The 13,924-nt window shown below is 43.5% G+C and carries 4 protein-coding genes; all 4 read left to right on the forward strand.

Annotated elements, in window-relative coordinates; all coding sequences use genetic code 11:
* Positions 1 to 15: 15 nt before the first annotated feature.
* The 4 genes from P2A85_RS03030 to P2A85_RS03045 all read left to right on the forward strand — a co-directional run bounded on the left by P2A85_RS03030 (position 16) and on the right by P2A85_RS03045 (position 13,907).
* The gene (locus P2A85_RS03030) at positions 16 to 5,262 is read left to right on the forward strand and encodes a PAS domain S-box protein (protein ID WP_377477452.1); all 5,247 of its coding nucleotides are present in this window, start codon (positions 16 to 18) and stop codon (positions 5,260 to 5,262) included.
* Positions 5,263 to 5,349: 87 nt separating this feature from the next.
* On the forward strand, positions 5,350 to 9,513 hold the full coding sequence (locus P2A85_RS03035; protein WP_377477454.1) for a PAS domain S-box protein: 4,164 nt from the start codon (positions 5,350 to 5,352) through the stop codon (positions 9,511 to 9,513).
* Between the two features lie 85 nt (positions 9,514 to 9,598).
* Positions 9,599 to 12,406, forward strand: coding sequence for an ATP-binding protein (locus P2A85_RS03040; protein ID WP_377477456.1), 2,808 nt, complete (start codon positions 9,599 to 9,601; stop codon positions 12,404 to 12,406).
* The gene (locus tag P2A85_RS03045; RefSeq protein WP_377477458.1) at positions 12,369 to 13,907 is read left to right on the forward strand and encodes a response regulator; all 1,539 of its coding nucleotides are present in this window, start codon (positions 12,369 to 12,371) and stop codon (positions 13,905 to 13,907) included. Before P2A85_RS03040 ends, P2A85_RS03045 begins: the two co-directional genes overlap by 38 nt.
* Positions 13,908 to 13,924: the final 17 nt, after the last annotated feature.

The following is a 13,924-nucleotide window of genomic DNA, read 5'->3' on the forward strand; positions in this document are numbered from 1 at the left end:
CCAAATTTAAAATCTATGTCCCAATCCTTAGAACAGAATCAACCAATTAATCCCTTAATCACTGAAGACGATCGCACTTTGCTATCACCCAGATACAGACAATCGCAGGCTGTGTTTGAAACAGTCCTAGATGCGATCGCGATCGCCGACGACGAAGGCAGATATCTCGATCTCAACCCCGCCGCCTGTAAATTATTTGGCCAAGACAGAGATCAACTCCTCGGACGCTCTATTAGTGATTTTACTGAGCCTGGAGTTGATTTTACACAACTATGGCAACAATGGCGACAACCAGAAACAGCACGAGGAGAATTCTCTCTAGTGCGGGCTGATGGAGAAATCCGCACCGTAGAATATGCGGTGACGGCAAACTTTGTACCCCAAAGCCATCTGTTAGTGATGCGAGACATCACACAACGCCAACGAGCAGAAGCACAAGTCGAAGAACTTACCCGCCAACTCGCCCAAGAAAGAGCCCAAGTGCGATCGGCTAGGATGGATCTGGCCAGCCCAAATGTTCCGCCAGAGTATCATCGCCTAGATGAAATTGCGCGCCACATCGGGGGAGTGCTGTATCAATTTCGGATGCGCCCTGATGGTAGTTTCCATTTCCCCTACGCCAGCGAAAAATTGCAAGAGATTTATGCAGTTTCCCCCAAAGAAGCGTCCGAAGATGCTTCTGCGGTATTTAAAGCAACCCACCCGGATGACCTCGATCGCATCCATCAATCCATTCTCCATTCCGCCACCCATCTGACACCTTGGTATTGCGAATATCGAAGTTGCTTACCCGATGGGCGAGTGCTGTGGTTGCGCGGTAGTTCTACGCCCCAGCCAGAAGCCGATGGCAGTATTATTTGGTATGGCTATATTCGAGATATCACTGACATCAAAACTGCCGAAGCTGATACTCAGCGTCTGCTTGCTATTTTAGAAACCACCTCAGATTTGATCGCCACTACTGATGTCACAGGTAAAGCCATTTACCTCAATCAAGCTTGGCGAAAATTTTTGAATCACGATGAGGAGGCTATAGCCTCCGTCGAAATTTCTAATGCTCATCCCCAGTGGGTTTTAGATCGTATTTTCAATCAAGCCTTACCCGAAGCCGCCCGCTGTGGTACTTGGCGGGGCGAGACATTTTTACTAAATCCGACAGGAGGTGAAATCCCGGTTTCTTTGGTCGTCCTAGCTCATAAATCGAAAGAGGGAACAGTAGAACACTTTTCCGCAATTATGCGGGATATCACAGAGACTAAAGCCACAGAACGAGCACTCCGAACCAGTGAAGAAAAATTCCGCAGCATCATTGAAAATATCAACGATCTGGTTTATGTCATCAATCCCGATAGCACCTTCAGCTATCTGGGTCCCCAATTAAAAGATATGACGGGATACGACATAACTGAATTGTTAGATCGGCCTTTTGCTCCTTGGGTTTATCCAGCAGATTTACCAATTTGTGTAAAAGCCCTGCATCGCTGTTTGCAAGGTGAGAAACTGCGGGGAATTGAATACCGAGTTTTGCATAAAGATGGCAATTATTACTGGCATTCTGCCAATTTAGCCGCCTTGCAAAATCACGATGGGTCAGTGGTTTCCTGTTTGGGAATAGCGCGTAATATCCACGCCGAAAAGCAAGTACAAATCGCTTTAGAAGCAAGCAACAGCCGCTGGGAATTAGCCATAGAAGGAGCAGGAGACGGCTCTTGGGATTGGAACCTCAAAACGAATGAAGTTATCTTTTCTCGGCAGTGGAAAGCGATGCTGGGCTATGCAGAACATGAAATTACGAATGTTTTAGCAGAGTGGGATCGGCTGGTGCATCCAGAAGATAAAGCTCGATGCTATGCAGATTTTGCCAAACACTTTGACCGCGAAACTTCTACCTATCGCAACGAGCATCGCCTGCGCTGCAAAGACGGTTCTTACAAGTGGATTTTAGACCGCGGCCTGGTGGTTGAGTGGGATACTGAAGGTAAACCTTTGCGGTTTATTGGCACTCATTGTGATATTAGCGATCGCAAAACCGCTGAATTAGAACTCGAACAGTTTTTTAGCCTTGCTATCGATTTGCTCTGCATTGCCGATGTCAGCGGCCGTTTTCGTCGCCTGAATCCCGCTTGGGAAACAATTCTCGGCTACAGCACTCAAGAACTAGAAGGTCAACTCTTTCTCGATTTGGTTCATCCCGACGATCTCGCCTCAACTCTAGATGCAATATCTAATTTGAGCCAACAGAAACCAATTCCCCAGTTCACTAATCGCTATCGCGCCAAAGATGGTAGTTATCGATATATGGAATGGCGTTCTGCTCCCTGTGGAAATTTGATTTATGCCACCGCACGGGATATCACAGAGCGCAAACAAGCAGAGTTAGAAAATTGGCGGGTTCAGAAGTTCCTCAGCTCAGTCATTGAAAATATCCCTAACATGGTATTTGTCAAAGATGCCGTCGATCTTAAATATGTGAGTTTAAACAAAGCTGGCGAAGAACTAATCGGTTATCCCAGAAACGCATTACTAGGAAAAAATGACTACGACTTGTTTACAGCAGCCGCAGCCGATTCGATCCGCTCCCAAGATCGAGCAGCCTTGGCCAGCGGTCAGGTTTTGGATATTCCTGAAGAACGGATTCAAACGAGTCATCAAGGCACTCGAATTGTGCATACAAGGAAAATTCCGATTCTCGATGAACTTGGCAATCCGAAATACTTATTAGGGATTTCTGAAGATATCACCGATCGCCAACAAGCAGAAGATGCTCTACGAGCGAGTGAAGAAAAACTGCGATCGCTCTTCGACCTGTGTCCTCTGGGAATTGCACTCAAGGATATGCAAGGTCGTTTCATCGAAGTCAATAGCGCCGCCGAAACCATCTATGGCTATACTCTTGAGGAATTGAACCACTTAAGCTATTTGGATTTAACCCCTCAAAAGTATGCCGCTGCTGAAATCCATCAATTAGAATTGCTCAACACCATCGGTCGTTACGGCCCTTACCAAAAAGAGTATATCCGCAAGGATGGATCTTTGTTGCCCGTGGAATTGCTCGGAGTATTGGTGACAGGTAAGGATGGGAGTCAATATATCTGGTCAGTGATTATTGATATCAGCGATCGCAAACAAGCGGAAATGCTAATTCAAAAAAGCCAAAAACGCTATGAAACCCTAGCAGAAGCATCACCAATCGGCGTGTTCTTAACTGATGCCAAAGGTGACTGTCTCTATGTGAATCAAACTTGGTCGCAAACTACGGGATTAACTCAGGAAAAAGCCCTGGGTCTAAATTGGGATCGGACTCTCCATCCTCAAGACCGAGAGCGCGTTTTTAAAGAATGGTATGACAGCGCCTTAGTTAAACAAAAATTTCAATCAGAGTACCGCTTTCTGCGGCCCGATGGTAGTGTCGCTTGGGTGCTAGGTCAAGCTTTACCTTTGATTGATAGTAGGGGTGAAATCGAAGGATATGTGGGCACTGTCACTGATATTAGCGATCGCAAACAAGCTGAAATCAAGTTAGCCACATCTCAAGCAGAGTTAACGGCATTATTTAATGCCATACAGGATGTGATTATTGTCCTGAATACAGAGGGACGCTATCTCAAAATAGCAGGTGGTTCATCAACTGTGTTATACCGACCTTCCGATGAAATTTTAGGCAAAACTCTTCACGAAGTCTTACCCCAAAATCTCGCAGATACTTTCCTCAATGGTATTCACCAAGCCATCATTACTCAATCCGTCACCCAGTTGGAATATTCCTTACCCATAGGCGATCGTTTATTGTGGTTTGATGCCAGGATTTCTCCCATGTCTGAAGAGCGAGTGGTTTGGGTAGCCAGAGATATCACCGATCGCAAACGTCAAGAACAAGCTCTCCGCTTAATTGTCGAAGGTACGGCGGCGAAAACAGGGGAAGAATTCTTCAAAAGTTGCGTTCAATATCTCGCCCAAGCCTTAGAAGTCCGTTATGCTTTAATTGCTGAATTTACTGATTCCGAAAAATCCATCGCCACAACTCTTGCATTTTGGGCTGGAGACGACTTTGGCGAGAATTTTACCTACAATCTATGTGGCACACCCTGTCACAATGTCCATCGCATCGCTGAGGTGTGTCGATACCCAAATCTGGTCCAGTGCTTGTTCCCCAAAGATGATGATTTAGTTGCTCTCCAAGCCGAAAGCTATGCTGGTTTGCCGATTGTAGATGCGACGGGCAATCGTTTGGGACTATTGGTAGTTTTAGACACTAAACCCATGGTACAAGATATCGAAATGCAGTCAGCTATTTTGAAGATTTTTGCCACCCGTGCCGGTGCGGAAATGGAACGGATGCAGGCGGAAGCAGCCTTGCGTCGATCGTCCATGCAACTGCGGCTGCAATCAGAAGAATTAGCCGCCACCCTCAACAAGTTACAACATACCCAAACGCAGTTAATTCAAGCCGAAAAAATGTCTAGTTTGGGGCAATTAGTGGCAGGAATTGCTCATGAAATTAATAATCCCGTTAGTTTCATTTATGGTAATCTGCAACCTGCCAGTGATTATGCGATCGAATTAATTAACGTAATTCACCTTTACCAAAAATACTATCCGAGTCCACCGGAGGCAATTTCTGATTTTCTCGAAAATATAGACTTTGACTATCTGGCTAGTGATTTTTCTAAGCTCCTGGCATCCATGAAAACAGGTGCCACAAGAATTAAAGATATTGTCAAGTCTCTGCGGACTTTTTCGCGCTTGGACGAAGCAGATTTAAAAAAAATAGATCTCCATGAAAACATGGATAGTACCTTAATGATTTTGCAAAATCGCTTGAACGGTAGGGCGGGAAAACCGGAAATTTCTATTACCAAAAATTATGGCGCATTACCTTTAATTGAATGTTATGGTGGTTTATTAAATCAGGTATTTATGAATTTGTTGATAAATGCTATTGATGCCATCGAACAACGGCAAGAAAATCTAGAAATTAGCGCCCAATTAGATTATATTGGTCAAATTACCATCACCACTTCCCTGGCTGCGGAAAATGTGATTTATATATCTGTTCAGGATAATGGCTGCGGCATGACTCCCGAAGTTCAAGAAAAAATATTCAATCCATTTTTCACGACTAAACCTATTGGAAAAGGTACGGGGATGGGGTTAGCAACTAGCTATCAAATTGTCACGGAAAATCATCGTGGTAATTTGCGGTGTATTTCTACACTGGGAGAGGGGACTGAGTTGGCGATCGAGTTACCGATTTGTGAGTGAAAACCGTGATAAATTTACGTGTGGAAAAGCGGACATTTCCAGAAATGGGGTTGAAAAACCCGTGTTTGTAGCACGCTTTGGGCTAGAATGGTAAAGTTTACGTGCCAATTCTTAAACGATGACATGGCCCCAAACGATCGCCCTTTGCTATCCGCTAGAGACACACAATTGCGGGCTGTGTTGGAAACAGTCCTAGATGCGATCGCGATCGCCGACGACGAAGGCAGATATCTCGATCTCAACCCCGCCGCCTGTAAATTATTTGGCCAAGACACAGATGAACTCCTTGGACGCTCTATTCGTGATTTTACTGAGCCTGGAGTTGATTTTACACAACTATGGCAACAATGGCGACAACCAGAAACAGCACGAGGAGAATTCTCTCTAGTGCGGGCTGATGGAGAAATCCGCACCGTAGAATATGCGGTGACGGCAAACTTTCTGCCCCACAGACATCTGTTAGTGATGCGAGACATCACAGATTGCAAGCGATCGCAAGCACAAGTCCAAGAACTTACCCGCCAACTCGCCCAAGCCCAACTCCCCTTAGCTGGCGTGGAACCAGTAAATCCAGCTACCCCCGCAGACTATCATCACCTAGAGCAAATAGCCCGCCACATCCCCGGCGTTATTTATCAGTTTCGGCTGCGCCCTGATGGTACTTCCCATTTCCCCTACGCCAGCGAAAAGTTGCGAGAGATTCATGCAGTTTCCCCACAACAAGTGCAGGAGGATGCCTCTTTGGTGTTTACCGCGATCCACCGGGATGACATCGATCGCGTCCATCAATCCATTCTCGATTCCGCCACCCATCTGACACCTTGGTATTGCGAATATCGAACTTGCTTACCCGATGGGCGAGTGCTGTGGTTGCTCGGTAATTCTACACCCCAACGAGAAGCTGATGGCAGTATTATTTGGTATGGCTATATTCGAGATATCACTGACAGCAAAAGTGCCGAAGCTGATACTCAGCGTCTCCTGGCCATTTTAGAAACCACCTCAGATTTGATCGCCACTGCTGATGTGACAGGTAAAGCCATTTACCTCAATCAAGCTTGGCGAAAATTCCTCAATCACGATGAAGAGGCTATAGCCTCCGTGGAAATCTCTAATGCTCATCCAGAATGGGCTAAGGAGATCCTATTCCATCAAGCCTTACCAGAAGCGGCCAGTTGTGGCACCTGGCGGGGCGAGACGGCTTTACTAAATCCGACACGAGGTGAAATCCCGGTTTCTTTGGTCATCCTAGCTCATAAATCGAAAGAGGGAACATTAGAACACTTTTCCGCAATTATGCGGGATATCACAGAGACTAAAGCCACAGAACGAGCACTCCGAACCAGTCAAGAAAAATTTCGCAGCATCATTGAAAATCTCAACGATCTGGTTTATGTCATCAATCCCGACAGCACCTTCAGCTATCTGGGTCCCAACTTTCAAGAAGTTACGGGATACGACATCGCAGAATTGTTAGGTCAGCCTTTTGAGCCGTCGGTTTATCCAGCGGATTTACCAATTTGTGTAAATGCCTTACATCGCTGTTTGCAAGGTGAGAAACTGCGGGGAATCGAATACCGATTTTTGCATGGAGATGGCAATTATTACTGGTATTCTGCCAATTTATCAGCCCTGACAAATAACCAAGGGCAAGTGGTTTCCTGTTTGGGCATAGCGCGTTATATCCACCATCGAAAACAAGCAGATATCTCCCGACAGGAACTTACGCGACAACTGGAAGAAGCACAACGAGTTGCCCAGATTGGCAATTGGTCCTTTGACTTAACTACGCAAAAAATTACTTGGTCAGCAGAATTATTTAGGATTTTTGGTATGAATCCCGAACAGGGAGAACCAAAGTTTGAAGACCATATCAAACAATATTATGGGGAAGATGGAGAATTATTTCTAAGTTATGTTCAGGCAGCCAGCGAGCAGGGAATTCCCCAAAATTTTGACCTGCGAATCTCTCGATTAGATGGTGCTATCCGCTATATCAACGGTCGCATTGAAATCGATCGCCAAAATGGAAACATTGTGCGTTTGTTTGGGACGGCGATGGATATTACCGATCGCAAACTTGCCGAAACTCAACTGAAGGAAATATCTGAGCGTTTGTCATTTTCACTCCAGTCTGGGGGGATTGGCTGTTGGGAATGGGACATCATCGACAATACCCTCGTTTGGGACGATCGGATGTACGAGCTCTATGGTGTCACTAAGAACTCAGATTCCCGATTAGCTTACGAGATTTGGGCCACGGGGCTACATCCTGATGACCGAGAGGCGATCGAAACATTAATCAATCAAACTGTTTTAGGACAAGCTGAATACAATACAGAATTTCGTGTGGTTCATCCCGATGGTAGTATCCATTTCATTAAAGCCTTTGGTTTAGTTCGGTACAATCACAAAGGCAATCCGCAGAAGATGATCGGGGTTAACCTTGATATTAGCGGAGCAAAAAAAGCCGAAATTCAACTCCAACAAAGCCAAAAACGTTATGAAACCCTAGCAGAAGCATCACCAATCGGCGTGTTTTTAACTGATGCCAAAGGTGACTGCCTTTATGTGAATCAAACTTGGTCGCAAACTACGGGATTAACTCAGCAAGAAGCTCTAGGCCCAGATTGGGCTCGGACTCTCCATCCTCAAGACCGAGATCGTGTTTTTCAGGAATGGTATGACAGCGCCTTAATTAAACAAAAATTTCAATCAGAGTACCGCTTTCTGCGGCCCGATGGTAGTGTCGCTTGGGTCATCTGTCAAGCTTTACCTTTGATTGATAGTAGGGGTGAAATCGAAGGATATGTGGGTACTGTCACTGATATTAGCGATCGCAAACGTCAAGAACAAGCTCTCCGCTTAATAGTCGAAGGTACGGCGGCGAAAACAGGCCAAGAATTCTTCAAAACTTGCGTTCAATATCTCGCCCAAGTCTTAGAAGTCCGTTATGCTTTAATTGCTGAATTTATTGATTCCGAAAAATCCATCGCCACAACTCTAGCATTTTGGGCCGGAGACGACTTTGGCGATAATTTTACTTACAATCTCAACGGAACACCCTGTAAAACTATTAACAGTATGGCTGAGGTGTGTCGCTACCCAAATGCCTTGCAATGCTTGTTCCCACAAGATGAGGATTTAGTTGCTCTCCAAGCCGAAAGTTATGCTGGTTTGCCCATTACAGATTCCGCTGGCAATTATTTGGGAGTGTTGGCGGTTTTTGACACCAAGCCGATGCTCAACAATCTCGAAATGCAGTCTGCTATCTTGAAAATCTTTGCCACTCGTGCCGGCGCAGAAATGGATCGGATACAGGTCGAAGCAGTCCGTCAATCAGAAATTCAACTGCGGGTGCAATCTGAAGAATTAGAAAAAACCCTCAAAAAGTTGCAAAATACCCAAACCCAGTTAATTCAAGCCGAAAAAATGTCTAGTTTGGGTCAATTAGTAGCTGGTATTGCTCATGAAATTAATAACCCCGTGAACTTTATCTATGGCAATATTCAACCCGCCACCGATTATTCTAGCGACTTAATTGAGCTAGTTCGCCTTTACCAAGAGCATTATCCCAGTCCGCCGCAGGCAATTTCTGATTGGATCGAAGAGATCGACCTTGAGTATCTGATCGGCGATTTTTCTAAGCTGCTGGAATCTATGAAAACTGGAGCCACGCGCATCAGCGATATTGTGAAGTCTTTGCGGACTTTTTCGCGCTTGGATGAAGCAGATATCAAACCCATCGAGCTTCGCGAAAATATCGAAAGTACCTTAGTAATTTTACAAAATCGCTTGAATGGTAGGCAGGGAAAACCCAAGATTTCTCTCACCAAGAATTACGGCAAATTACTCAAGATTGAATGTTATGGTGGTTTATTAAATCAGGTATTTATGAATTTGTTGGTCAATGCTATTGATGCGATCGAACAACGGCAAGATAGCCTGGAACCTATGGCACAATTAGATTATGTCGGTCAAATTGCGATCGCGACTTCGATCTCTTCTGAAAATATGGCACTCATCTCTATTCAAGATAATGGTTGCGGGATGACTCCCGAAGTTCAAGAAAAAATATTTAATCCATTTTTTACGACGAAACCTGTCGGAAAAGGTACGGGGATGGGCTTAGCAACTAGCTATCAAATTGTGACGGAAAATCATGGGGGTAATTTGCGGTGTATTTCTATACCAGGAGAGGGGACAGAATTTGTGATATCCTTACCAATTGGCAAGTTAAAAATGCGGTAAATGTTAGTATACCAAAACTGGTTTTTTGATACAGCATATTAAAATTCCCTACAAACTAAAACCTAGAATCATACGGATGCGATTTATGTTGAATAAAACTATATCCTCTAGCTTCGGCGAACTCTCTGGGAAGTTACCATTACGCACTGTTCTGATTGTTCCTTTTGTCTTCCAAACATTTTTGGCCGTGGGAATTGTCGGATATCTTTCCTTTAAGAATGGACAACAAGCTGTGAACAATGTGGCAAATCAACTCAGAGGAGAAATTACCAACCGCATTGATTTAAACCTGAAATCTTATCTCACAATTCCCCATCAAGTAAATCAAAGTAATGCAGTTGCTTTAGATTTAGGACAACTAAAGTTACAAGATTTAGTCGGTTTAGAACGTCATTTTTGGCGACAAATTCAAATTTTTGACAGTTTAACCTTTGCCGGGATTGGATTGGAAAATCAGGAAAATTTAGGGGCAGAACGAGCCGATGATGGTTCCCTAACTGTCAGAGTTTCGACTATTGATAGTAACTTTGATTTTCGTACCTACGCTATGAATCAAAAAGGCGATCGGACCAAACAACTGAGTAACAAACCTAACTTCGATCCTCGCACTCGTCCTTGGTACAAAGCAGCAGTGACCGCCGGAAAACCAACCTGGAGTCAAATCTATCCCCATACCAAAGGTATCACCTCTTATTTAGGGGCAGCCATGCCTTATAAAAATGAATCTGGTCAACTGCAAGGAGTCCTACTAACAAATATTAATCTGTCCCAAATTGGCAAATTTTTACAAAGCTTGAAAATTGGTAAAACCGGACAAAGCTTTATTATCGAACATGATGGGATGCTGGTTGCTACTTCCACCGGAGAAAAACCAATTCGCACGGTGGCTAATAAAGATTTTGGAGCAGAACGAATCAAAGCAATTGACAGTAGCAATCCCCTCACCAAAGCCACTGCCGTATTTTTGGCCCAGAATGCGATCGCCGAAAAACACACCGCGCAGCAACTAGAATTCAACCTCCAAAACCAGCGACATTTTCTACAAGTCTTACCTTTAAGGGATGATAAAGGCTTAGATTGGTCCATAGTCGTGGTAATTCCAGAATCCGATTTTATGGCAGAAATCGATGCCAATAACCGCACTACAATTTTGCTATGTATAGCAGCTTTAATTCTATCTATACTAATTGGTATTCTGACGGCCCAGTGGGTGACAAAACCCATTTTGCAATTGAACGAAACCGCCAAGGATATTGCCAAAGGCAACTGGAAGCAATCGGGAGTAATTAACCGCCGAGACGAAGTTGGACAACTTGCTAAATCCTTTAATAGCATGGCACATCAGTTGCAAGAATCCTTTGCAACTTTAGAGCAAAAAGTGGAAGAGCGAACATCAGAATTAGCCGCCTCGAACCAACAACTAGAACTGGCGAAAGAAAAAGCAGAAGTTGCCAATCAAGCAAAAAGCACATTTCTGGCTAATATGAGCCACGAATTGCGCTCTCCCCTCAACGCAATTTTAGGCTTTGCTCAAATCATGCTCAGAAGTCGATCGCTCCCATCCGAACATTTCGAGAGTGTGGGGATTATTACTCGCAGTGGCGAACATTTACTAACATTAATTAACCAAGTATTAGACCTGTCTAAAATTGAAGCTGGTCGCACAACAATCAATGAAAAACAATTCGATATCTATCGATTAATCGACGATGTAGAAGATATGTTTCGCCTCAAAGCTGATGATGCTGGATTGCAGTTGCTATTCGAGCGCGGTGCTGATGTTCCCCGTTACCTTCGCACCGACCAAGTTAAAGTCCGTCAAATTTTGATTAATTTGCTCAATAATGCCATTAAATTTACAAAAGAAGGTGGAGTTTGTGTGAGAATTTGTATGAATAGCGGATTGCTAAGTTCAGGTGAACCCGATAAAAATATTCAACAAAGAGTGGAAAATAACCAACAAATTTATTTTGAAGTAGAAGACACCGGGATGGGAATTGCACCGGAAGAATTAGATAAACTTTTTGAAGCATTTATGCAAACTGCATCGGGAAGAAATGCTCAAGAAGGGACTGGGTTAGGTTTGGCAATTAGCCGTCAGTTTGTGCAACTTATGGGTGGCGATATCACTGTCAGCAGCAAAGTAGGAGTTGGCACAATTTTCAAGTTTGATATTACAACTCAGGTTGTTGATGTCGCTGACGATGAAGCAGAACAAAACAAACGTCGCGTCATTGCACTCGAACCGAACCAACCTCGCTACCGCATTCTCATCGTCGATGATAAACCTCTCAACCGTCAGTTATTAGTTCAATTACTCAATCCATTAGGGTTTGAATTGAAAGAAGCTACTAATGGTCAAGAAGCCGTGGATATTTGGCATGAGTGGGACCCACATCTCATCTGGATGGATATGCGAATGCCCGTGATGGATGGTTACGCGGCTACACAAAAAATTAAATCTACGACGAAGGGACAGGCTACTGCTATTATTGCTCTAACAGCTAGCGTTCTGGAAGAAGAAAGAGCTGTCGTTGTATCGGCTGGCTGCGATGATTTTATGCGGAAGCCTTTTCGGGAGCAAGAAATTTTTGCAGTAATGAACAAACATATCGGCGTGCGTTATATTTATGAAGAGTCGATCGATAAAGCAGCTCAAACTCTATCGAAAACTGACATCAAAGACGTGCTTGAACCGGAAGCCCTAGCTACCTTGCCACCAGATTTACGGGCCAATTTAGCTAGTGCGGCAAAAAGTTTGGATATTGGTGAAGTAGACCATCTCATTCAGGAAGTCAAAGCTATAAATGCGTCGATAGGAAATGCGTTTTTAGTATTAGCTAATGAATTTGAATATGGCAAAATTGCATCCTATATCGAAGCAGTCAACTAATTTAATCGTCAAATTGGATTGTATAAACAATATGAATGACATGGTTTTGAATGCGGGCGAGCCTGCTAATATTTTAGTGGTAGATGATACTCTAGCAAATTTACAATTACTCGTGGGTATTTTAACAAAACATGGCTATAAGGTTAGACCGGCAAAAGATGGAGATCAAGCTCTATCTGCAACTCAAATTATTCCTGTAGATTTGATTTTGCTAGACATTAATATGCCAGAAATGGATGGCTATGAAGTCTGTACCAAGCTCAAATCCGATCCCAAAACGCGGAATATTCCAGTCATTTTTATCAGTGCGCTTAATGATGTGCTTGATAAAGTTAAAGCCTTTGGTGTCGGCGGTGTAGACTATGTAACCAAACCCTTTCAGGTAGAAGAGGTTTTAGCTCGCGTCGAAACCCATTTAGCATTGCAGCGACTCCAAAATAACTTGCAATCAAAAAACGCAGAACTGGCTCAAACGAATCATGAGTTAGCCAATACCTTAAATCAACTACAAGCAACCCAAGAAGAACTCATTCAATCGGAGAAAATGGCAGCACTCGGACAGCTAATTGCAGGGATTGCTCACGAAGTCAATACGCCTTTAGGTGCTATTCAATCTTCCGTCAGTAATATGTCTAAATATTTGGAAGAAATATTTGAAGATTTGCCCCTGTTTGTAGATACACTTTCTGCTAAACAAATTAAATTAATTCTTAACATAGCATTATGTTCTATTAACAATAAGCAGGTATTTTCGGCCAAAGATAGTCGCAAAATAAAGCGAGCTTTAACTCGCGAACTAGAAGAAATGGGAGTCCCTGATGCAGATACCGTAGCTGATACACTATCTGATATGAAAATCCATGAAGACATCGAGTCATTTTTACCGATACTGACTCATGCGGATAGCATTAGAATGCTGGAATTTGCGTATAATCTTTCAGGATTGCAGCGAGGTACAAATACGATAGAAACCGCAGTAGATCGTGCTGCTAAAGTTGTATTTGCCTTGAAGACTTATGCTCATTCGGATCGAAGAAATGAGCTATTTAAATCTAATTTGATAGTGGGAATCGAGACTATTTTGACCCTGTATCAAAATTCTATCAAACAAGGGGTTGAAGTGGTGCAAAACTACGCAGAAATTCCACTGATTTACTGCTATCCAGATGAACTAAATCAAGTATGGACAAATCTGATTCATAATGCTATTCAAGCAATGGATAACAAAGGAATGCTAACCATCGATGTTACCCAGGAAGGAGGATTTGCAAAAATCAGTATTACCGATAGTGGAAAAGGAATTCCCGAAGAAATTAAAGACCGAATTTTTGAACCTTTCTTTACCACTAAACCTCCGGGTGAAGGAAGTGGATTGGGATTAGATATTGTCCAAAAAATTGTGAAAAAACATGAAGGTGAAATCGAAGTAAATTCTGTACCAGGAAAAACAACATTTACGGTTTATTTAAGTATGAATCTCCAACCAGATAGTTCCTCCTAGCGGCAATTACTGATTAC

The sequence above is a fragment of the Microcoleus anatoxicus genome (genome assembly GCF_042465725.1).
Classification (GTDB): domain Bacteria; phylum Cyanobacteriota; class Cyanobacteriia; order Cyanobacteriales; family Microcoleaceae; genus Microcoleus; species Microcoleus anatoxicus.

Excerpts from the sequence above, each read along its gene's own strand:
- P2A85_RS03030 (WP_377477452.1), top strand. The coding sequence starts at position 16 with ATGTCCCAATCCTTAGAACAGAATCAACCAATTAATCCCTTAATCACT.
- P2A85_RS03035 (WP_377477454.1), top strand. The coding sequence starts at position 5,350 with ATGGTAAAGTTTACGTGCCAATTCTTAAACGATGACATGGCCCCAAAC.
- P2A85_RS03040 (WP_377477456.1), top strand. The coding sequence starts at position 9,599 with ATGTTGAATAAAACTATATCCTCTAGCTTCGGCGAACTCTCTGGGAAG.
- P2A85_RS03045 (WP_377477458.1), top strand. The coding sequence starts at position 12,369 with ATGGCAAAATTGCATCCTATATCGAAGCAGTCAACTAATTTAATCGTC.